This is a genomic window from Polymorphospora sp. NPDC050346 (assembly GCF_040655695.1).
GTDB lineage: Bacteria > Actinomycetota > Actinomycetes > Mycobacteriales > Micromonosporaceae > Polymorphospora > Polymorphospora lycopeni.
The window spans coordinates 61,408-82,477 of record NZ_JBFAKM010000016.1 but is presented as its reverse complement, the minus strand read 5'-3'; the positions used below and the strand labels follow the sequence as shown (position 1 = coordinate 82,477).

Genomic DNA, 21,070 nt, shown 5'->3' with positions numbered 1-21,070 from the left:
AAGTCGTTTACATGCGGGATGAGTTTGTCGATGACTTGCGCGACGCGCCGCCACCCGACCCGGTGGCGGCGCTGCGGCTGATCGAGCGCCAGCGGGCCGAGGCGATCCGCCAGTTCAGCCCCGATCCCCGGCTCTACCACTGGCCGTGGGGGCTGGCCTGGCTGATCGTCTTCGGGCTGTTCTTCCTCCGATACGGCCCGGGCGGGCGGACCTTCGTCGCCATGCCCGACTGGCTGCCGCTGGCGGTGCTGGCCGTGGCCATGATCGCGGTCACCGTGTTCACCGCCGTGACCAGTTCCCGCACCTACAGCCAGATCTCCGGCGAATCCGCCCGGCGTGGCGCGTGGTACGGCTACGCCTGGTTCATCGGGTTCGCCGGTCTCTTCGCCACCCTCGCCCGGGTCACCCCGGCCCTGCCTCCGGATCTGAGGACGCTGGCCTGGTCGGCGGCGCCGGTCGCGCTCACCGGCGTCCTCTACCTCGCGGGTGGGGCGGTGTGGCTGGACCGCAACCTTTTCGTGCTCGGGGCCTGGATCTCGGGCAGCAACATCGTCGGGGTGATCGCCGGGCCGGGCTGGCACTCCCTGGTCACGGCGCTGGCCGGCGGCGGCGGGATGCTCGTCACCGGCTGGCTCCTGCACCGCGCGGCCGTCCGCGCCACCCGTGGCCACGAACCGGACGGCGTGGGGGCATCCGGGTGAGCGGTCCCCTGCCCGAACTCGACCCGGTTATCCACGCCCAGGCCCGGCTCCGGGTCGTGGCCGCGCTGTCCACCCTGCCGGACGGCGACCGGGTCGCCTTTCCCAGGCTCCAGGACATCCTCGTGATGACCGCCGGCAACCTCTCCGTGCACCTGCGCAAGCTCGAGGACGCCGGCTACGTCGACGTCACCAAGACCCACCACGGGCGTACGCCGACGACCCTGATCTGCCTCAGCCGGCGCGGCCGGTTGGCCTTCGACGAGTACACGGCGGCCGTACGCGCCCTGATCGACCCGACAAACCGCCACGACCAGCAGCGGGAGGAAGTATGACCCTGGCCAGAGCGGTCGAGGTGAGCCGGCGGTACCAGACGGTGCGGGCCCTCGATCGGGTGTCCATGGAGATCCGCGCCGGCGAACTGGTCGGCCTGCTCGGCCCGAACGGCGCCGGCAAGAGCACGCTGATCAACCTGCTGACCGGGCTTCGCCGGCCCACCGGTGGCCGCGTCGAACTCTGCGGCGGAGATCCACGCGACCCGGCCAGCCGGCGCCATCTCGGCGTCACCCCGCAGGAGACCGGACTGCCACCGACCCTGCGGGTACGCGAGGTCGTCGACTTCGTGGCCGCCCACTATCCCGACCCGATCCGCCGCGACGAACTGCTCGACCGGTTCGGCCTCACCGACCTCGCCAAACGGCAGACCGGTGGGCTGTCCGGCGGCCAGAAACGGCGGCTCGCGGTGGCGCTGGCCTTCGTCGGCCGCCCGCGTGTCGTGCTGCTCGACGAACCGACGACCGGTCTCGACGTACAGGCCCGGCGCGCGCTGTGGGACGGCATCCGCTCTTTCCACGTCGAGGGCGGCGCCGTGTTGCTGAGCAGTCACTACCTGGAGGAGATCGAGGAACTGGCGCAGCGGGTCGTGGTGCTCGGCGGCGGCCGGGTGCTCGCCGACGACACCGTCGCCGCCGTCCGGGGCATGGTCGGCGTACGGCGGGTCAGCCTGACCGTCGGCGAGCTGCCGCCGCTGCCGGGCGTGGTCGGGGTGAAGCACGTCGACGGCCGTACCCATGTCCTGACCGCCGATTCCGACGCCGTCGTCCGGGCGCTGGTCACCGGCGGGGGCGACTTCAGCGACCTGGAGGTCCGCCCGACGTCGCTGGAGGAGGCGTTCCTGGCCCTCACCGGTGACGGCGGCCCGGCAGTCGACGGTGGTGTGCCGGGCGAGGTCGACGGCGGACCCGTCGGGACCGGGCCGAAGCGCGCCGTGGCCGGCGCCGACCGATAAGGAGACCGTCGTGTCACTCACGCTCGTGCACGCCCGCTACCAGCTCCTGGAGACCGTCCGGGTCCCGGTGGCGGTGATCGGCAGCGCGTTCTTCCCGGCCGCGTCGATGCTCTTCTTCGTGGTCCCGTTCGCCGGTGACGACCCGGTCGGTGCCACCTTCGCCACCGCGTCGATGGTCACCTTCGCGGTCATGGTCAGCAACCTCTTCCAGTACGGCGTCGGGGTGGCCGAGGACCGGGCGCATCCGTGGGACCCGTACACCCGGAGCCTGCCGGTCGGGCCGGTCCCGCGCTTCGCCGGACGGATCATCGCCGGCCTGATCATGACGTTCGTCTCGCTGATCCCCGTCGTGTTGATCGCGGCGATCGGCACCGAGGCGACGGTCACGGTGGGCGGGTTCCTGGCCGGGCTCGGCGCGATTCTGGTGATCGCCGTTCCGTTCACGCTGATGGGGCTCGCGATCGGGTACGGGCTGCCGAGCAAGGCCGCGCTCGCCGTCGCCCAGATCGTGTTCTTCCCGATGGCGTTCGGCGGTGGTCTGCTCTCGGCGCCGGGCAATGCGCCCGGCTTCATCGAGACGATCGCGCCGTACCTGCCCAGCCGGGGCGCGGTCGAGCTGATGTGGGCCGCGGTCGGCGACTTCCCGGTCAGCACCACCTCGATGATCGCGTTGGTGGCCTGGACGGCGGCGATGGGGGCGCTGGCCGCCTGGGGTTACCGCCGCGACGAGGGCCGCCGCTTCAGTTGATCCGCCCGGTCACGTGATCAAGGGTGTGTCCCGGGCTACTACGGCTATACCGCGGGGGGCGGGAATAGCCCGCCGCCAGGTCAGGTTCAAGCGGGTAGTTCAAACTTGAACGAGATTGAGGCGGGAAGTCGACATGCAGTTCGGGATCTTCACCGTGGGAGACGTCACCACCGACCCCACCAACGGCACCACGCCGTCGGAGCACGAGCGGATCAAGGCCATGGTCAGGATCGCGCTCAAGGCCGAAGAGGTGGGGCTCGACGTCTTCGCCACCGGCGAGCACCACAACCCGCCGTTCGTCCCCTCGTCGCCCACGACGATGCTGGGCTACCTCGCGGCGCGTACGGAGCGGATCATCCTGTCCACCGCCACGACACTGATCACCACCAACGACCCGGTCAAGATCGCCGAAGACTACGCGATGCTCCAGCACCTCGCCGACGGGCGCGTCGACCTGATGCTCGGGCGCGGCAACACCGGGCCGGTCTACCCGTGGTTCGGCAAGGACATCCGGGCCGGCATCCCGCTGGCGATCGAGAACTACGCCCTGCTGCACAAGCTGTGGCGCGAGGACGTCGTCGACTGGGAGGGCCGGCACCGCACCCCGTTGCAGTCCTTCACGGCCACGCCCAGGCCACTCGACGGGGTGCCGCCGTTCGTCTGGCACGGCTCGATCCGCAGCCCCGAGATCGCCGAGCAGGCCGCGTACTACGGCGACGGCTTCTTCCACAACAACATCTTCTGGCCCATGGAGCACACGAAGCAGATGGTGCAGCTCTACCGCCGGCGGTTCGAGCACTACGGGCACGGCCCCGCCGACCGGGCCGTCGTCGGCCTCGGCGGGCAGGTGTTCATGCGCAAGAACTCGCAGGACGCCGTCAAGGAGTTCCGGCCGTACTTCGACAACGCCCCCGTCTACGGCCACGGGCCGTCGCTGGAGGACTTCTCGGCCCAGACCCCGCTGACCGTCGGCAGCCCGCAGCAGGTGATCGACCGCACCCTGACCTTCCGTGAGGACGTCGGCGACTACCAGCGCCAGCTCTTCCTGATGGACCACGCCGGGCTGCCGCTGAAGACCGTGCTGGAGCAGTTGGACATCCTCGGTGAGGAGGTCGTACCGGTGCTGCGCAAGGAGTTCGCCGCGCGGCGGCCGGCCCACGTGCCGGACGCGCCCACCCACGCCGCGCTGAAGGCGGCCCGGGTCGCGGCAGCGGCGGGAGCCGGGCGATGAGCGGCCGCACCCTCGCCGTGGTCTCCGCCGGGCTGCGCCAGCCGTCGTCGACCCGGCTGCTGGCCGACCAGCTCGCCGCCGCCACCGGGCGCGCGCTGCCGACCGGTACGTCGCTCGACGTGCGCCACGTCGAGCTGCGCGACCACGCCCACGCCCTGGTCGACAACATGCTGACCGGCTTCCCGTCCCCGGACCTCGGGCGGGCGCTGGACACGGTCGTCCACGCCGACGGGCTGATCGCGGTGTCACCGATCTTCAACGCGTCGTACAGCGGGCTGTTCAAGTCGTTCTTCGACGTGCTCGACGCCGAGGCGCTGGTCGGCATGCCGGTGCTGATCGCGGCCACCGGGGGCACCGCCCGCCACTCACTGGCGCTGGAGCACGCCCTGCGGCCACTGTTCACCTACCTGCGGGCCGTCGTCGTTCCCACCGGGGTCTTCGCGGCCACCGAGGACTTCGGCGCCGGCACGGACGCGGGCGCCAGGGGCGGCGCCGGCACCCTGGCCGGCCGGGTCGACCGGGCGGCGGCCGAACTCGCCGTCCAGCTCGAACGGCGGGACGCGCCGCGGAAGGTGGACCCGTTCGCCGAGCCGACACCGTTCGAGCAACTGCTCGGCGGCCGGTGACCACGAGCCGACGGGTGGCCGGCGTCGATGTGACACCGGTCACCCGGGCCGGTGGTCGGTCGCTGCCGGGAGGCCGGCCGTCGCTCCTGGTAGGCCGGCTGATGTGACGCAGCCGGTCGTCCCGCCATGCGGTGGGTAACGTTGCCGGGTACCTCGGGCAGCGCACCGCATCGAGTAACCGGACGACCGGTTGGGTAGGAGCAAGACGTGTTGGCCCCCGGAGTGGTCCTCGACCAGCGCTACCGGCTCGACGCCCATCTCGCCACCGGCGGGATGGGCGACGTCTGGCGTGCCACCGACGTCCTCCTGGCCCGTACCGTCGCGGTCAAGGTGCTGCTTCCCGCGCTGCTGTCCGACCCCGGCTTCGACGCCCGGTTCCGGGCCGAGGCGCGGATGTTGGCCGCCCTCCAGCACCGGGGCGTCGTCGCCGTCTACGACTTCGGCGAGGCCGAGATCCCGTCCGGCGGGCGGGCGCCCTACCTGGTCATGGAATACGTCGACGGCCAGTCACTGTCCGTACGCCTCACCGAGGTCGGCCGGCTCGGTGTCGGCGAGACGCTGTCGGTCGTCGTGCAGGCGGCCCGCGCCCTCGACGCGGCACACGCCGCCGGCATCGTCCACCGGGACGTCAAGCCCGGCAACCTGCTCGTCCACGGCGACGGCACGGTGACCCTGGTCGACTTCGGGGTGGCCCGGTCGACCGCCATGACGGCGATGACCGGCACCAACGCCGTACTCGGCACCGCCCTCTACATGGCGCCGGAACAGGCGACCAGCAAGCCGGTGTCCGGCGCCACCGACATCTACGCGCTCGGTGCGGTCGCCTACCACCTGCTCGCCGGCCGTCCGCCGTTCGACGGCGACAACCCGCTCCAGGTCGCGGTCAGCCACCTGCACGAGGACCCGCCGCCGCTGCCCGCCGACGTGCCGGCGCCGGTGGCCGCCCTCGTCGAGAAGGCGCTCGCGAAGGACCCTGCCGACCGGTTCCCGACCGCCGCCGAGTTCGCCGAAGCCGCCGAACAGGTGGCGGCGACGATCGGTGACGGCACCGCGGCACCGACGCCCACCGCCACCGCGGCGCTGCCGGCCGCCACCGCCGCCATGGCAGCCGTCGACGCCGACCCGGACTCCGGCGAACGCACCGCGCCGATCGCCGCCGCGGCCGTACCGGTGCGGGCGGCCGGACCGAGCACCCTCACCGACCAGGAGCCGGTCCCGGTCCCGGCGGCGGGCGGCCCGCCCGGCGGCGACCGCCGACGGCGAACCCTGCTCGGAGTCGCCGCCGCTGTCCTGCTCGCCGGTGGCGTGCTGGTCGGGGTGCTCGCCTTCGCCCCGGACACGGCCACGCCACCGGCCGAGGGACCGACCCCGACGGCAACACCCAGCCCCACCTCGTCCGACACGGCGGAGCCGTCCGGCGAGACGGAACCCTCGTCCGGCCGCACCGGCGGATCGGCACCGACCTCGACCGGACCCGCGCCGACCGCCAGCGCCTCACCGTCCGCGTCGCCGGAGCCCACGGCGGAGGAACCGAGCCCGGAACCGACGCCGCCCGCGACCAGCGCGCCGACTCCGCCGCCGACCAGCGCCCCCACGCCGCCGCCGACCGCGCAGCCGACCGGTGGCGGCGGGGACACCGAGGCGGCCGGGATCACCCGGAGCGGTGGGCCGTGATCGCGTCGCGGTAGACGTCGAGCATCGCCGCCCCGTACCGCTGCGGGGTGTGCCGCAGCGCGCGGGTCCGGGCCAGGTCGGCCGTACGGCGGGCCAGCGCCGGATCGCGCAGCAGCCGGGTGACGGCGGCCGCCAGCCCGTCCGGGGTGGGATCGGCGAGCACCGCGGCGTCGCCGAGTGCGCCGGCGCGGTGCAGGTCGGCGTCGACGATGACACTGGGTACGCCGGCGAGCGCCGCCTCCTGGAGCACCAGCCCCTGCGTGTCGGTGCTGGACGGGAACGCGAACACCTCGGCCGTGGCGCATGCGGCGGTGACCTGGTCGGCGGGCAGTTGGCCGGTCACCACCACCCGGTCGCCGACCCCGGACGCGTCGATCAGCCGGCGCAGCCACCGCTGCTCGTAGACCGCGCCGACCAGCACCAGGCGGGCCCGCGGCTCACTGGCGACCACCTTCGCGAACGCGGGCAGCAGCAGGTCGATGCCCTTCTCGCGGTTGACCCGCCCGACGAACAGGACCATCCGGTCGGCTTCGCCGAGGCCGCACGTGGCCCGGAACGCGGCGGCCCGGTGCGCGCCGACCGCCCGCTTCGGCACGGCCGACGGCACCACGAAGAGGCGGTGCGCCGGCACCGGCAGGTCGGTCCGGTCGAGGGCGGCCGCGGTCGGCACGACCACCGCGTCGGCATCGCCCATCAGCAGCGCGTTGACCGTCTGGACGTGTCCCCGCCGGTCGTCGTCGTAACCGCCGGCCGGAACGGGCACGGCGGGCAGCCCCAACCGTCGGGTGTAGAGCGTCGCGATCATCCGGATCGCCGCGGTCGGGATCCGGTACGCGTCGACGTACGCCTGGAGGTCGGTGTGGTAGGTGTGCACCACCGGAAGGCCGAGCCGGCGCGCGGTCAGTACGCCGAGCAGGCCGACCGATCCCGGGGTGTGCACGTGCACCAGGTCCGGCTGCCACGCCTCGATCCGGCGCACCTGACGCAGCGTCGGCCACGGCAGCAGCCGCAGGTCGGCGACCCCGCACGGTACCGCCGGAAGGGCGAGTACGTCCGGCTGCGCCGGCTGCCGCCGGTGCCCGGGCACCACGGTCAGGCACTCGTGGCCGGCCCCGCCCAGCGCGCCGGTCAGGGTGCGCAGGGAGGTTATGATTCCGTCCCGGCGGGGCAGGTAGGTGTCGGAAAAGTGTGCCACCCGTAGGGTCGAGCGCGCGACGGTCGGGTGCGTGGACGGGGGCGCGACCGTGGGGCCGCGGGTCGGTACGCGCATGGCCGCCTTCCGGCAGAGTCAGGTGCGGGACGGCCGGTGTGGCTGCCCCGTTGCACTTGCCAGGAGAGCCTGCCGCCGGACGTCCCTCGGTTCAAGGGGGAGGTCCCTGACCTGACCCTGAATCCCGAAACCTGCCGGAAAGTGCTGGATGCCCACCCGTTATCAGAACAACGGGTGGACACCCGGTGATGGTTACGCGGCTAGAGGCGGGCGAGCGCCTTCCGCAGCGGGTCAAGGCCGAGCGGACCGAGGTCGAGCGCCTGCCGGTGGAACTCCTTCAGGTCGAAGTCGGCACCCTTACGGGTACGGGCCTCGTCGCGGGCCTGCAACCAGATCCGCTCGCCGACCTTGTACGCCGGCGCCTGGCCCGGCCACCCGAGGTAGCGGTGGAGTTCGAAGCGCAGGAACTCGTCGGCGACCCGGCAGTGGCCACGCATGAACTCCCAGCCCAGCTCCGGGGTCCACCGCTGCCCCGGGTGGAAGCCGAACGGGTTGTCGCGCGGGATCTCCAGCTCCAGGTGCATGCCGATGTCGACGATCACCCGGGCGGCGCGCAACGCCTGCGCGTCGAGCATGCCCAGCTTGTCGCCCGGGTCGTCGAGATAGCCGAGGTCCTCCATCAGCCGCTCGGAATACAGCGCCCAGCCCTCGCCGTGCCCGGAACACCAGCACAGCAGGCGCTGCCAGCGGTTGAGTAGTTCGGCCCGGACCTGGGTCTGGCCGACCTGGAGGTGGTGGCCGGGAACACCCTCGTGGTAGACGGTGGTCACCTCACGCCAGGTGGAGAACTCGGTGACGCCGGCCGGAACCGCCCACCACATCCGCCCCGGGCGGGAGAAGTCCTCGCTGGGGCCGGTGTAGTAGATGCCGCCGTCACTGGTCGGCGCGAGGCAGCATTCGATCCGGCGGACCTGCTCCGGGATGTCGAAGTGGGTGCCGTGCAGTTCGGCGACCGCCTTGTCGGCCAGCGCCTGCATCCAGTCGCGGAACGCCTCCTTGCCGGCGATAGTGCGGGCCGGGTCGGCGTCGAGCGCGTCGACCGCCTCGTCGATGCTCGCGCCGGGCCGGACGATGCGGGCGGCCAGGGCCCGCATCTCGTTCTCCAGCCGGGCCAGTTCCTCGAAACCCCAGGCGTACGTCTCGTCGAGGTCGACCTTCGCCCCGAGGAAGTACTGCGAGGCGAGTTCGTAGCGCTCCCGCCCGGCGGCCTGGGTCTTGCGCCCCCGCGGCGCCAGCTCCGTACGCAGGAACCGGCCGAACTCGGCGGTGGCGGCGGTGGCCGCGGCGGCGCCCCGGGCCAGTTCGGCGGAGAGTGTGGCGTCGGCCGACAGCCGGTCGGTGAGCCCGTGGAAGAAGTTGTCACCGGACGGGTCGGTCCAGGTGGCGCACTGCTTGGCGACCTCGATCATCTGGGCCCGGGCGCCGACGTGCCCGGCGTCGGCGGCGGCCCGCAGCGTCGTCTTGTACTGCTCCAACGCGGTCGGAAACTGGTTCAGCCGGGCGGCGATGTTCGCCACCGCATCCTCGCCCTGCGTCGGCATCAGGTCGAAGACCTGCCGGATGTTGTGCAGGCCGCTGCTGATCACGTTGATCTCGCTGGTCACCTCGCCGGCGTCGTACCGGGCCAGTTCCAGGCCGAGGCGTTCCTGCATGGCCTCCTTGGCGACCCGCTCGGACTCGGTCTCCGGCTCGGTGACGTCGAGCTCGGTGAGCGTACGCCGGGTCAGCTCGGCCTGCGCCGCGAAGCCGTCGGGGGACAGGTCGTCGAGCCGGTGGTCGTGGCCCTTCAACCCGACGTAGGTGGCTTCACACGGGTGCAGTGGTGCCCACTCGTCGACGTAGCGGTTCGCGAGGTCATCAATTCTTCCCACGCCTGCGACCCTACGGGACCGGTGGCCCCGGCCACCCGCCGTTATCGTCGGTGGCCCGCCTGGTCAGGCGCCGTGCGTCGCCGCCCAGTCGACGAGTTCGCCGGCCGGCCAGGTGTTCACCACCCGCTCCGCCGGTACGCCGCACAGTGCCGCCCGTTCACAGCCGAAACGCTGCCAGTCGAGCTGCCCCGGGGCGTGCGCGTCGGTGTCGATGGCGAAGAGGCAGCCGGCCTCGACCGCCAGCCGGAGCAGCCGTTTCGGTGGGTCCTGCCGCTCCGGCCGGGAGTTGATCTCGACGGCCTTGCCATATTCGGCGCAGGCGGCGAAGACGGCGTCGGCGTCGAAGTCGCTCGGTGGCCTGGTCCGGGCCCGGTGGCCACGGTCGCCGGGCCCGGTCACCCCGGCGGGCCGGCCGGCGACCATCCGCCCGGTGCAGTGGCCGAGGATGTCCAGGTGCGGGTTGGCGATGGCGGTCAGCATCCGGCGGGTCATCCGGGCCCGGTCGTCGCGCAGTCCGCTGTGCACCGACCCGACCACCACGTCGAGCCGGGCGAGCAGTTCCTCGTCCTGGTCCAGGGAGCCGTCGGCGAGGATGTCGACCTCGATGCCGGTCAGGATCCGGAAGCCCGCCGGCAGCGCGGCGTTGATCGCCGCCACGTGGTCGAGCTGCTTGCGCAGCCGGGCGGCGGTCAGTCCCCGGGCCACGGTCAGCTTCGGCGAGTGGTCGGTGAGCACCAGGTATTCGTGCCCGAGTTCGGCGGCGGCCAGCGCCATCTCCTCGATCGGCGAGCCGCCGTCGGACCAGTCGGAGTGGGTGTGGCAGTCGCCGCGCAGCGCCGCCCGCAGCGCCGCGGCCGCCTCGTCCAGGTCGGCTCCCTCGGTCGCCAGCAGCCGGCGCAGGTAGACCGGTTCCTCGCCGCGCAGTGACTCGGTGACGCACCGGGCGGTCACCTCGCCGACACCGGACAGCTCGGTCAGCGTTCCCGCCTCCGCCCGGCCGGCCAGGTCGGCGGGGGACAGGGCGGCGAGCGCGGCGGCGGCCGACCGGAACGCCCGTACCCGGTAGGTGGCCTCGTTGGCCCGTTCGAGCAGGAACGCGATCCGGCGCAGATCCTCGACGGCATCCCGCACACCCATACCCGTCAAGGTAACCCCCGTTCCCCGGTTCCCACGCCCCCGCGGCCGGTCAGTCCGGATCCACCGGTGCGGGGCGGACGCCGGTCACCGTACGGCGGTCGTCGGCGACGGCGGTCACCCAGCCGCCGGCGCGACCGAGTCGGACGAGCGTCTCGACCCGGGCCGGCAGCTCCAGCGGCTTGCCGGGGACCGGCGGCCACGCGGTACGGGCCGTACAACCCGGCGTCAGCCAGGTCCGCAGGGCCGCGATCGGGTCGTCGGCGTCCAGCGCACTCCGGGCGCCGGCCAGTTCGGCGAGTACGGCGGAAAGCGCCGGCCCGACCGCCGGGGCGTTGCCGCCGCACATCGCCGCGACCAGCTCCGGCCGGGTCGCGGCGACCCGTGTCCCGTCGCGGAACGAGCCGGCGGCGAGGGTGCCGGCGAGCGGGTCGGTGGCCGCGGTCGCGGCGAGCGCCGCGGCGAGCAGATGCGGTACGTGGCTCACGGCCGCCACCGCCCGGTCGTGCTCGTCCGGGATGGCCGGCACCACCCGTGCTCCCAGCCCGGTCACCAGTACGGCGAGTTCCAGCCAGTCGGACAGCGCGGTGACCCCGGGCTCCAGGCAGAGCACCCACGAGCAGCCGGCGAACAGTTCCGGGTCGGCGGCGGCGAACCCGGACGTCTCGCGGCCGGCCATCGGATGGCCGCCGACGAAGCCGGCGAGCCGGTCGTGCAGCCGGTGCAGGCGCTCCCCGACGAGCCGGTGCACCGGACCCTTGACCGAGGTCACGTCGGTGACGAGGCCGCTGAACCCGGCGTCGGCGAGCTGGTCGAGGACGCCGGCCACGGCCGGCAGCGGTACGGCGACCACGGCCAGGTCGGCGCGCGCCACCGCGTCGCGTACGGTCGCGGTGACCTGCCAGCGGGCGGCGGCCGGTGCCTTCGCGGCGGCGGTGCGGGCGGTGGCCCGGGTCGCCGGATCGGCGTCGTAGCCGAGCACCCGGTGGCCGGCGGCCGAGAGCGCCCGCAGCACCGAACCGCCGATGAGACCGAGCCCGATCACCGCAACATCCACGCGGCTGACTCTCGCACACGCGGCGGCGGTCGCGCGGTGCCGGCCCGGACCCCGGCGACCCGCCGGCCGGGTCGTGGCAGCCGGCGACCTGCGCAGTTACCGTGATTCAGTGATTTTTCCGGACACAGTTCGTGAATCTGTCCACCGGATCCGGCGCTGGGCGCTGACGGCCGGCACCGCCGCCGCGCTCGTAGCCGCCGCCCCGCTCCCCGCCGTAGCCGCCGCCCCGCTTCCCGCCGTCGCCGCCGTCAGCGGCACCCCGGAGCGGCTGCCGACCTTCAACGGCACGGTCTTGGCCACCGCGTACGCCGGAAACACCCTCTACGTCGGCGGCGACTTCACCGCCGCCACGGCCGGCGGCAAGACGGTCGCCCGCAGCCGCCTCGCCGCCGTCGACGCCCGCACCGGCGCCCTGCTCGACTGGGCGCCGCCCGCCGACGACCAGGTACGCGCCATCGCCGTCGCCGGCGGATCGGTCTACGTCGGCGGCGCCTTCACCAGGCTGGCCGGCGCCGACCGCGACGGCCTCGGCCGGCTCGACGCCACGACCGGAGCACCGCACGGCACGTTCCGGCACCGCCTCACCGGGCAGCCGTACGCGCTCGCCGCCGCCAACGGCCGCCTCTACGTAGGTGGCACCTTCACCTCCGTGAACGGCATACCCCGAGTCCGGCTCGCCGCCTTCGACCTCGGCACCGGCGCACTGCTGGCCGGCTGGTCGGCGGGTGCCGACGCCACCGTCCGGACCGTCGTCGCCGCCAGCGGCCGGATCTACGCCGGCGGCAGCTTCCACCGCGTCAACGGCGCCGCCGGAACCGCCCGGATCGCCGCCCTCGACCCGGCGAGCGGCGCGCTCGACACCGGCTTCCGGCCCCGGGCCAGCTACGTCACCCACGCGATAGCGGCCGGCCCGCGCGGCGTGTACGCGGCCCACGGCGGACCCGGCGGGCGGATCGTCGCCTACGACCCCACCGGCAACACCCGCTGGACGCTCACCCAGGACGGCGACCCACAGGCGGTCACCGTCCTCGACGGCACCGTCTACCTCGGCGGCCACTTCGACAAGGTCTGCCGCTCCCCGGTGACCGGCAACCAGGGCTCCTGCGTCGACGGTTCGGACCGGCGGGTCAAACTCGCCGCCGCCGCCGAGGCCGACGGCACCCTGCTGCCCTGGACGGCGGACGGCAACGGGATCAGCGGCGTGCACGCCATGGCCGCCAACCCCGGGCTACGCAAGATGGTGGCCGGCGGCGCGTTCACCCAGATCAACGGCACCGCCCGGCAGCGGCTCGCCCAGTTCGGCTGATCGCCGGCTCAGGGCGTACGGGCGCAGCCCCTCTCCCGCTGCCAGCCCGCCACCTTGTCGGCCGGCACCGAGTCCCGCTTCTTCCGCCACGCGTCGAGGTACGGCGCCGGCCACACCACGCCCCGGCGTACCCACCAGTCGCCGGTGCCGGCGCACGGCGGCGAGATACCGAAGTGCAGGTGGCAGACGTTGTTGGCGTTGCCGGTCCGGCCGACCGAGCCGACCCGCTGGCCGGCGGTGACCCGTACCCCGGCGTCGATCCCGGTGGCCACCTCGACCAGGTGCGAGCCGTAGTAGCGCACCCCGTCGTCGCCGAGCAACGACACGAACAGTCCGCCGTTGAGCGGCCCGTCGGGCTTCCGCCGGTCGTACGTGTCCGAGCGGCTGACCTCGAGCACCACCCCGTCGGTCACCGCCACGACCGGCGTGCCGCAGTCGGCGAAGATGTCGGTCGCCGGGTACGCCGAGTGGGTCGGGTGGTAGGCGACGTTGCTTCCGCCGACCGGGAAGAAGTAGCGCCGGCCCCCGTCCGGCGACGCGGTCGCGCCGGCAGTGGTCGGGCCGGCAGTGGTCGGGCCGGCCGCCGGGGGACTTCCGGCCGTGGGCGGCGTGGTGCCGGTGGCGCCGCCGTTCGCCCGCCAGTTCGGCCGGTCGGCGTCCGGTCCGGCCGGCGGCGCCCCGCACCCCGCGCCGAGCCCGGCCACGAGCAGGAACACCACCGGGTACGCCCGCCGCCCGCCGCTGGTCGCCTTCCACGGTTCTCGATGTCGCCAAGACATCCGGCCATCCTGGCAGAGGCGCGCCCCGCCAGCCGCGCGTGACCCCGGGCCGGAGTGTGGCCAGCCGGGTACGCTGCGGCGGAAGGCGTAGCCGCGAGCGAAGGAGCGACGGTGACGGCGGAGCAGTCCCGGCCAGACGAGGACGCGGCGGGCCGGCCGGCGGCGAGCGTCCCACCCGAGCCGGAGCGCGCGGCCGGTGGCGCCGACAGAACGGAGCCGCCGGTGAGCGCGGCGCCAGCGCCCGCGCCGGGCGATGTCCCCGGGCCCGGCCCGCTGGTCGCCGACACCTCCCCGGTGTCGCCCGCCACCCCGTCGGCAGCACGGCCGCTCTCGCCGGCCCGGCCCACGTTCCCCGTTCCGCCGGGCTTCAGCCCGCCCGGGTTCAGCGCACCCCCGCCCGGTCCCGCGGTCGCACCGCCCGGCCGGCCCGGTGGGTTCGGGCCGGCCGGTACGACCGGACACCCCGCGCGACCCGGCCAGCCCGTGCCCGCCGGGTTCGGTGCCCGGCCCTACCCGCCCGGGTTCGGCGCCCGGCCGCACCCGCCGGCCGCACCCGGATTCGCCCCACCACCGCAGTCACCGGTCCCGGCCGGGTTCGCGCCGCCGCCCGACAGGTGGCAGACGCCCGGCGTGGGGCGTACGCCGTCGGGGTTGTTCCCCTCTCGGACGCCGCCCCGGCCGACCTACCGCGAGCCCCACCAGGTCCGGCCCGGGCAGCTGGCGGCCGGCCTCGGTGCCGGTGCCGTCTGGCTGGCGATGTTCGCGTTGCTCGCCGGTGACCTGCGTGGACTCGGCTGGTGGACGATCATCGCGGGTGCGGTCGCCTGGCTGGTCGCCGCCGTGCTGGCCCGGCACGGCGACCGGGGAGTCGCCGCCGGGCTGGCGGTCGCCGTGGCGGTCGGATGGGGGATCACGACCACCCTCGTCGCGCTCCGCTGGGCCGGCACGTCCAACTGGCCGCTCTGGTGACTCAGTGCGCCTGGGCATGCTCGGACCGTGAGTGATCATGGGCGCTGTGTATCGACGTGCATGCGCAGCGCTACCGGCCTTGACTAGTCGGCGCTCAGTCGGCACGCTCGCGACATGGCCTGGACTGTGCAGCGGCTCGACCCCGACCGCAGCCGCCGCCGGCTTCAGCTCCTTGCCGAGCTCGCCGGTGCAAAAGCGGTACGCGAGCGCGAGCTTCCCCGTCAGGTACGCGGAGATCGACTGCGTGAGCTGATCGCCACCCGTCGCCGGCTCGCCAACTGACCGGGACCTCCCGGCAAACTTCTGGTCTGTTCCGCTCCCTCTCTCGGAGCGTTGTCCGGTCACCCGCCGACCCGACCGGTTACCGTCACGCGTAACGAACAAGTCGGCGGTATCTGCGGCACGCTGGCCGCAAGGCAATTGGGGGGACCGTGGCGTACTTCGCTGCTGCCGTCACGCGTGGCTCGGCCGGATGGGCCGCCGCGGAACTGGACCTCAACGGCGCATCCGACATAGAGGAGGTCGCGGAACGGCTGCGCGACATCGACCCGGACGCCGACATCTCACTGCTCTTCGTCGAGGCCGACGACACCTATCTCGCCATCCTGCGCCTCGACGCCGGGGAAGACCTGCGGATATTCGGCTCGGACTCGACCTTCGCCGAGGAGTCCCGGCTCGGCGCGCTGCTCGTCGGCGACCTCAAGGCGCCGACGATGGAGTTCGACGACGTGCTGACCGGCGGCGGCGCCACCTCGTCCACGACCGGATCCGACCAGCCCGCGACCGATCCCGACGCCGACCCCGTGGGCGACGCCGACCTGCTGACCGACCTGGGGGTGCCGGCACCGCGGCTGCTGGTGCTCTGCGCCCACGAGGGCATGCTCCCCGCCGACGTGACCGCCGAGGTGTGCCAGGCGATCGGGTGCGGCGACGAGGTCGAGGAGCTACGCGAAGCGTGACCGACCCCGGCGGCCCGCCCCCGTGGTCCCTCGGCGGCCGGCGGGAACGTCACGAGGCATGGATGCGCCGCGCCTTGGCGGTCGCCGTCACCAGCCCGGACCCCGTTCCCATGGACGACCCCACCCGGTCGGTCGCGGGGCGTGCCGCTGAGGTGGCGGCCGGCGATCCCGCCCGGTCGGTCGCGGTGCGTACCGGCGACGTGGCCGCCGACGTGCCGGTCGGTGCCGTCGTCTACGGGCCGGACGGCACCGAACTCGCCGTCGGGCGCAACGAACGGGAACTCACCGGCGACCCGACCGCGCATGCCGAGGTGCTCGCGCTGCGCCGGGCCGCCGCCCGCGTCGGGGCCTGGCGGCTCGACGGCTGCACCCTGGTGGTGACGCTGGAACCGTGCACGATGTGCGCGGGCGCGCTGGTACTGGCTCGGGTATCCACAGTGGTCTTCGGGGCCTGGGAGCCGAAGACGGGTGCGGTCGGTTCGCTCTGGGACGTGGTCCGCGACCGCCGCCTCAACCACCGTCCCACGGTCTACGCCGGCGTCCTGGAACCAGAGTGCGTCACCCTGCTCCGCACCTTCTTCCGCTGACTCCGCTTCCCCCGACCCCCGTAGGATCCGTGCGATCAGGGACCAAGATCCGCGTGATCAGGGATTAAATCGCGCGTGTCGCCGGCGTGCCGCGACTCAAACTCCCTGATCACGCGGATCTTGGGCTGGCTTCCAGGGCCTCCCGAACCGTCCGTACGACGTAGCTCGGCCGTCTCGTGTCGGCCCAGGTGAACCGGAGGACGACGAAGCCCCGCGTCAGCAGGAGATTCTGTCGCCTGCGGTCGTGGAGCAGGGCTTCCGGTGTGCTGTGGGGTGCCCGACCATCTGCCTCGGCCAACACACCCCGGCTCGGCCAGGCGAGATCCGCCAACGCCCGCAGTACGCCGAACTCGTCGTACACCGGGAACTGGAGCCGCTCCGGTGGCACGCCGCCGTCGACGCAGATGAGCCGGATCCGTGACTCGAGCGGGGACTGCGCCCGACCGTCGGCGTCCCCGATCGAGCGGCGGGCGCGCACCGCCCCACGATTGCCGTAGATCAACATCCGGGCGACCTCCAGGTCCAGGTCCGTCAGTGCCCCGGCCCCGAGCGCGGCGTCGAGCATCGCCACCGCCTCCGGTCGCGGCAGCCGGAGCAGCAGGTCGGCGGCGGTACGCGCCGGAGTCGTCACCCGCATCCCGGCCACTGTCGTCAGGTCGGCGGCGTTGACGACCAGTTGTCGAGTGGTGAGCCCGGGCTGGTCCAGCCGCCGCCGGTCCGCCGGCACCGACACCTGCACCGTCGGATCCGCCGGCACGACCGGCCAGCCATGGACGGTGGCGGCGCTGTTCAGCACGGCGACGGCAGCCGGCCCCAGGGCGAGCAGCCCGGCCCGGATTCGCTGGCGCTCCGAGACGGTGCCGGGCGTGGTGAGGTGGACGCCGCGGAAAATCCCGCGCCAGCGTTTCGTGGCGAGCAGCCGGGCGACGTCGGACCGGGCGAGTCCGGCTCGTAGGCATTGGGCCGACGTGATCAGCCGTTCCTGCCGGGCGGCGATCAGCAGCGCAGTTTCGTGACTGGTCGTCATGCCGGCGAAGCATCACGGATCCGGCAGCGGCCCGCCCGCCGCCGTGGACAGCCTGTGGACAACCCACCCACCTGTGGACAGCCCTCAAAACCGGCCCGACTCTGCTATGGCCCGCCGGGGCGCGGAGCGCGCCCCCGCCCGGGCCACCGTGCAAGATCCGCCCGGCGCGCCCCGCCCGCCCCGCCGCCAAGATCCGCGTGATCAGGGAGTTCGAGCCCCGACACACCGACGACACGCCCGACTTAGTCCCTGATCACGCGGATCTTGAAGGGAGGGAGACGGTTACGGTCAGGCCGCCCTGGGGGCGGGGGGTGGCTTCCACCGAGCCGTTGTGGGCACGGGCTATCGCGCGGACGATCGACAGGCCCAGGCCGAAGCCGCGCCCACCACCGATCCGGTCGCGGTTCAGGCGGCGGAACGGCTGGAACAGGCTCTCCACCTCGTACCCGGGGACCGTCGGGCCACTGTTCGACACGGTCAGGGTGGCCCGGCCGTCCACCACCGCCGTCTCGACCGACAGCCAGCCATCCTCCGGCACGTTGTGCCGTACGGCGTTCTCGACCAGGTTCTGGGTCAGCCGTTCGAGCAGCACCGGGTCGCCGGCCGTGGGTGCCGCCGCCAGGTCCAGTTCGACGCGTACGTCGGCCGGCCCGGCGACCTGGTCGGCCACGTGCCGGGCCACCTCGGCAAGATCCACCGGAGTACGGTCGGTCACCTCGTTCTCGGAGTCGGCGAGGGTGAGCAGCCCGTCGATCAGCCGCTCGTGCCGCTCGTTGACGGTCAACAGCGACTCACCGAGCTGGCGTACCTCGGCCGGTGCCCCGGGCCGGGTCATCGCCAGTTCGACCAGCGCCCGGTTCAGTGCCAGCGGCGTACGCAGCTCGTGCGACGCGTTCGCCACGAACCGCCGCTGCCCGTCGAAGGCGCGGTTCAGCCGTTCCAGCATCTCGTTGAAGGTGCCGGCGAGTTCGCGTACCTCGTCTTTCGGGCCGCCGAGCGCGATCCGCTCGTGCAGGCCCCGGCCGGCACCGTCGGCCCCGGCGATCCGGCGGGCGGTACCGGTGATCTCCTGGAGCGGCTGGAGCGCCCGGCCGGCGACCAGCCAGCCGATCGCGACCGCGACCACCGACACCGCGACCAGCGCCAGCCCGCCCTGGGTGAGCAGCGAGTCGAGGGCGCTGTCCCGGACCACCCGCTGATAGTCGCCGACCATCGCGCCGATCGCCGCCGTGTCGAGGCCCGACGTATCCCCGGAGCCGCCGATCCACAACGACAGCCGGTTCTGCTGCAACCGGCCGGCGACCAGCGCGTAGTTGACGGCCAGCAGGACGCCGCCGGCCACGAAGAACAATCCGCCGAAGACCAGGGTCAGCCGGGCCCGGATGGTCAGCCGGTTCACGGGATCTGGTACCCGACGCCGGGCACCGTCTCGATCACCGGCGGGTCGCCGAGCTTGCGGCGCAGCTTCATCACGGTGACCCGTACGACGTTGGTGAACGGGTCGATGTGCTCGTCCCACGCCCGGTCCAGCAGTTCTTCGGCCGACACCACCGCGCCGTCGGCGCGCAGCAGTTCGGCGAGCACGGCGAACTCCTTGCGGCTCAACGCGACGTACCGGCCGTCCCGGTAGACCTCCCGGCGGGCCGGGTCGACCAGCACCCCGCGCCGGGAGAGCCGGGGCGGGGCCGCCGGCCGGGTGCGTCTGGTCAGGGCGTGCACCCGGGCCGACAACTCCACCATCGCGAACGGCTTCGGCAGGTAGTCGTCGGCGCCGAGGGCCAGCCCGGCGACCCGTTCCCGGACGGCCGCCGCCGCGGTCAGCATCAGCACACGGCTCTGCCCGCCCGAGTCGACGATCGAGCGGCACACGTCGTCGCCGTGCACCACCGGCAGGTCCCGGTCGAGCACCACCACGTCGTACGCGTGCACGCCGAGCCGGTCCAGCGCGGCCCCGCCGTCGTACGCGACGTCGACGGCGAACGCCTCCCGCCGCAACCACTCCGCGATCGCGTCCGCGAGCACGCTCTCGTCCTCGACCACCAGCACCCTCATCCGGCCCTCCTGTCGGCGCCCGGGAACGACGTCACCGTCGCGCGCCCGGCATAACGTCGCCGTTAACGTCCACGGTTACGCCCTGGCTACCGCTCCTCCCGTCAGATGTTGCCGATGGCCGGCAACCGCCGGCGTCTGACATACGCGGCCGGACGGCGCACCGGCACCGGCCGCCGAAACGGGGGAACAGACATGCGGCGGAGGTTCACCGGTGGGCTGGTGCTGACGGCGCTCGCCCTGACCCTGACCGGCTGCGGGGGCGGCACCACCGACGACAACGGACAGGTGGCGACCGCGGACCGCGGTGGGTCGAGCGCGCCGGGCGGCCGGTCGGATTCCCCGGCACCGACCGTTGACGACGAGGACCGCGAGATCGCGTTCGCCCGCTGCATGCGGGAGAACGGCGTCGACGTACCCGATCCCCAGCCGGACGGCGGCCCGATCCGGCTGTCCTTCGGCGACGGCCTCGAACCCGGCAAGGTCGAGGCGGCGATGGCGAAGTGCGAGACGCTGCTGCCCGACGGTGGCGAGATACCCGACGCCGACCCCGCGGAACTCGACCGGCTGCGGCAGTTCGCCCGCTGCATGCGCGCCGAGGGGATCGCCGACTTCCCCGACCCGACCCCGGACGGCTCGATCCGCGGCGGCCCCGGCATCAGCCTGGACGAGCCGAAGGTCCGGGCCGCGGCCGAGAAATGCCAGCGGCACGCCCCCGGCATCCTCGGCGGCGACCGGTGAACCGCCGGGCCGCCGGACTGGCGGCGGCCGCCGTCGTGGTCGCGGTCGCCGGCGGGGTCGCCGCCGTCGCCGGTCGCGGCGCGCCCGACCCGGGTACGCCGGACCGGGCCGGCCTGCCACCGGCCACCGCCGTTATCACCCGGCAGACCCTCGTCGACGCCGAGAACGCCGACGGCGAACTCGGCTACGGCACCGCCCGGACCGTCAACGGCCGGCTCACCGGCACCCTGACCGCACTCGCCGAGGTCGGCGCGACGGTCCGGCGCGGGCAGGTCCTCTACCGGGTCGACGACGTACCGGTGGTGCTGCTGCACGGCCCGTTGCCGGCCTACCGGACGCTCGCCCCGAGCGTCGAAGGTGCCGACGTACGGCAGTTCGAGCGGAACCTGCGGGCGCTCGGATACACCGGGTTCACCGCCGACGACCACTACACCGGGGCGACCGCGGACGCGGTCCGCCGCTGGCAGCGCGACCTCGGTGTCGAGCCGACCGGCCGGGTCGAGCCCGGACATCTCGTGCACGCCAGCGGCGACGCCCGGATCGAGACCCACCAGGCTGCCGTCGGGGACGCCACCCAATCGAACCAGCCGGTGCTCACCGTCACCGGCACCGTACGGCTCGTCACTGTCACGCTCCCCGCCGCCGCCGGACGGCTGGCCGCCGAAGGCGCCGCCGTCACCGTCACCCTGCCCGACGGCCGGACCACCACCGGCAGGATCACAGCGGTACGCACCGTCGTCACGCTGGCCAGCGACACCAACCCGACCGAGAACCGCATCGAGGTGACCGTCACCGGCGACGACCCGGACGCCCTCGCCGGCCACGACCACGCCACCGTGACCGTAGCGTTCACCGCCTCGCGACGCGACGACGTGCTGACCGTCCCGGTCGCCGCGCTGCTCGCTCTCGCCGAGGGCGGGTACGGCGTCGAAGTCGTCGACGGCTCCACCACCCGCGTCGTCGCCGTCGAAACCGGACTGTTCGCGGCCGGCCGGGTCGAGGTGACCGGCGCCGGGCTCGCCGAGGGTCAGCGGGTGGGGGTGCCGAGATGACCAC

At 73.6% G+C, this 21,070-nt stretch carries 22 protein-coding genes; 14 read left to right on the top strand and 8 right to left on the bottom strand.

All coding sequences use genetic code 11. The annotated features are described in order from the left end of the window. The first annotated feature begins 11 nt into the window (after positions 1–11). From AB0I42_RS18460 to AB0I42_RS18430, 7 genes are all read left to right on the top strand, one after another. Positions 12–701, top strand: coding sequence for a transporter (locus AB0I42_RS18460; RefSeq protein ID WP_357538722.1), 690 nt, complete (start codon positions 12–14; stop codon positions 699–701). Beyond that, positions 698–1,033, top strand: coding sequence for a transcriptional regulator (locus AB0I42_RS18455; RefSeq protein ID WP_357538721.1), 336 nt, complete (start codon positions 698–700; stop codon positions 1,031–1,033). Before AB0I42_RS18460 ends, AB0I42_RS18455 begins: the two co-directional genes overlap by 4 nt. Then, positions 1,030–1,986, top strand: a complete 957-nt coding sequence (locus AB0I42_RS18450; protein ID WP_357538720.1) for an ABC transporter ATP-binding protein — start codon at positions 1,030–1,032, stop codon at positions 1,984–1,986. The genes AB0I42_RS18455 and AB0I42_RS18450 overlap by 4 nt, the downstream gene beginning before the upstream one ends. Before the next feature lie 10 nt (positions 1,987–1,996). Next, the gene (locus tag AB0I42_RS18445) at positions 1,997–2,734 is read left to right on the top strand and encodes an ABC transporter permease (RefSeq protein WP_357538719.1); all 738 of its coding nucleotides are present in this window, start codon (positions 1,997–1,999) and stop codon (positions 2,732–2,734) included. A 133-nt stretch (positions 2,735–2,867) separates the two neighbouring features. After that, the gene (locus tag AB0I42_RS18440) at positions 2,868–3,965 is read left to right on the top strand and encodes an LLM class flavin-dependent oxidoreductase (protein WP_357538718.1); all 1,098 of its coding nucleotides are present in this window, start codon (positions 2,868–2,870) and stop codon (positions 3,963–3,965) included. Next, the gene (locus AB0I42_RS18435) at positions 3,962–4,591 is read left to right on the top strand and encodes an FMN reductase (protein WP_357538717.1); all 630 of its coding nucleotides are present in this window, start codon (positions 3,962–3,964) and stop codon (positions 4,589–4,591) included. The genes AB0I42_RS18440 and AB0I42_RS18435 overlap by 4 nt, the downstream gene beginning before the upstream one ends. A 207-nt stretch (positions 4,592–4,798) precedes the next feature. After that, positions 4,799–6,265: a serine/threonine-protein kinase gene (locus AB0I42_RS18430; RefSeq protein ID WP_357538716.1), complete on the top strand. Its 1,467-nt coding sequence runs from the start codon at positions 4,799–4,801 to the stop codon at positions 6,263–6,265. Here AB0I42_RS18430 and AB0I42_RS18425 read toward each other — a convergent pair. The 4 genes from AB0I42_RS18425 to AB0I42_RS18410 all read right to left on the bottom strand — a co-directional run bounded on the left by AB0I42_RS18425 (position 6,243) and on the right by AB0I42_RS18410 (position 11,693). Further along, entirely contained in the window at positions 6,243–7,535 is a 1,293-nt protein-coding gene (locus AB0I42_RS18425) for a glycosyltransferase (RefSeq protein ID WP_357538715.1), read from the bottom strand. The two genes, AB0I42_RS18430 and AB0I42_RS18425, sit on opposite strands and share 23 nt — an antisense overlap. 200 nt (positions 7,536–7,735) lie before the next feature. Further along, positions 7,736–9,406 carry a DUF885 domain-containing protein gene (locus AB0I42_RS18420; RefSeq protein WP_357538714.1) on the bottom strand — a complete coding sequence of 557 codons (1,671 nt, stop codon included), beginning with the start codon at positions 9,404–9,406 and terminating at the stop codon, positions 7,736–7,738. 63 nt (positions 9,407–9,469) lie between these two features. Next, positions 9,470–10,543 carry a PHP domain-containing protein gene (locus AB0I42_RS18415; protein ID WP_357538713.1) on the bottom strand — a complete coding sequence of 358 codons (1,074 nt, stop codon included), beginning with the start codon at positions 10,541–10,543 and terminating at the stop codon, positions 9,470–9,472. Between the two features lie 49 nt (positions 10,544–10,592). After that, the gene (locus AB0I42_RS18410) at positions 10,593–11,693 is read right to left on the bottom strand and encodes a prephenate dehydrogenase/arogenate dehydrogenase family protein (protein ID WP_357538802.1); all 1,101 of its coding nucleotides are present in this window, start codon (positions 11,691–11,693) and stop codon (positions 10,593–10,595) included. 13 nt (positions 11,694–11,706) lie between these two features. Here AB0I42_RS18410 and AB0I42_RS18405 point away from each other — a divergent pair, with 13 nt between their 5' ends. After that, entirely contained in the window at positions 11,707–12,903 is a 1,197-nt protein-coding gene (locus AB0I42_RS18405) for a PQQ-binding-like beta-propeller repeat protein (RefSeq protein ID WP_357538712.1), read from the top strand. An 8-nt stretch (positions 12,904–12,911) separates the two neighbouring features. Here the strand turns inward: AB0I42_RS18405 and AB0I42_RS18400 are convergent, their stop codons facing one another. Further along, entirely contained in the window at positions 12,912–13,682 is a 771-nt protein-coding gene (locus tag AB0I42_RS18400) for a M23 family metallopeptidase (RefSeq protein WP_357538711.1), read from the bottom strand. A 630-nt stretch (positions 13,683–14,312) separates the two neighbouring features. Here AB0I42_RS18400 and AB0I42_RS18395 point away from each other — a divergent pair. The 4 genes from AB0I42_RS18395 (at position 14,313) to AB0I42_RS18380 (ending at position 16,197) form a co-directional block, all read left to right on the top strand. Beyond that, a complete protein-coding gene (locus tag AB0I42_RS18395; protein ID WP_357538801.1) occupies positions 14,313–14,651 on the top strand; it encodes a hypothetical protein in 339 nt (112 codons plus the stop codon). Between the two features lie 114 nt (positions 14,652–14,765). After that, positions 14,766–14,933 carry a hypothetical protein gene (locus tag AB0I42_RS18390; RefSeq protein WP_357538710.1) on the top strand — a complete coding sequence of 56 codons (168 nt, stop codon included), beginning with the start codon at positions 14,766–14,768 and terminating at the stop codon, positions 14,931–14,933. A 149-nt stretch (positions 14,934–15,082) separates the two neighbouring features. Continuing rightward, positions 15,083–15,610, top strand: a complete 528-nt coding sequence (locus AB0I42_RS18385; protein WP_357538709.1) for a tRNA adenosine deaminase-associated protein — start codon at positions 15,083–15,085, stop codon at positions 15,608–15,610. 62 nt (positions 15,611–15,672) lie between these two features. Beyond that, entirely contained in the window at positions 15,673–16,197 is a 525-nt protein-coding gene (locus AB0I42_RS18380; protein WP_357538800.1) for a nucleoside deaminase, read from the top strand. A gap of 109 nt (positions 16,198–16,306) precedes the next feature. Here AB0I42_RS18380 and AB0I42_RS18375 read toward each other — a convergent pair whose 3' ends face one another. From AB0I42_RS18375 to AB0I42_RS18365, 3 genes are all read right to left on the bottom strand, one after another. After that, positions 16,307–17,224 carry a hypothetical protein gene (locus tag AB0I42_RS18375; RefSeq protein ID WP_357538708.1) on the bottom strand — a complete coding sequence of 306 codons (918 nt, stop codon included), beginning with the start codon at positions 17,222–17,224 and terminating at the stop codon, positions 16,307–16,309. A 253-nt stretch (positions 17,225–17,477) separates the two neighbouring features. Further along, on the bottom strand, positions 17,478–18,623 hold the full coding sequence (locus tag AB0I42_RS18370) for a HAMP domain-containing sensor histidine kinase (protein ID WP_357538707.1): 1,146 nt from the start codon (positions 18,621–18,623) through the stop codon (positions 17,478–17,480). Further along, positions 18,620–19,276 carry a response regulator transcription factor gene (locus AB0I42_RS18365; RefSeq protein WP_357538706.1) on the bottom strand — a complete coding sequence of 219 codons (657 nt, stop codon included), beginning with the start codon at positions 19,274–19,276 and terminating at the stop codon, positions 18,620–18,622. Before AB0I42_RS18365 ends, AB0I42_RS18370 begins: the two co-directional genes overlap by 4 nt. A 192-nt stretch (positions 19,277–19,468) precedes the next feature. On the opposite strand from AB0I42_RS18365, the gene AB0I42_RS18360 reads away from it, so the two are divergent. After that, complete coding sequence (locus AB0I42_RS18360; RefSeq protein WP_357538705.1) at positions 19,469–20,014, top strand: hypothetical protein; 546 nt, start codon at positions 19,469–19,471, stop codon at positions 20,012–20,014. Then, on the top strand, positions 20,011–21,066 hold the full coding sequence (locus tag AB0I42_RS18355) for a peptidoglycan-binding protein (RefSeq protein WP_357538704.1): 1,056 nt from the start codon (positions 20,011–20,013) through the stop codon (positions 21,064–21,066). Before AB0I42_RS18360 ends, AB0I42_RS18355 begins: the two co-directional genes overlap by 4 nt. The last annotated feature ends 4 nt before the right edge of the window (positions 21,067–21,070 follow it).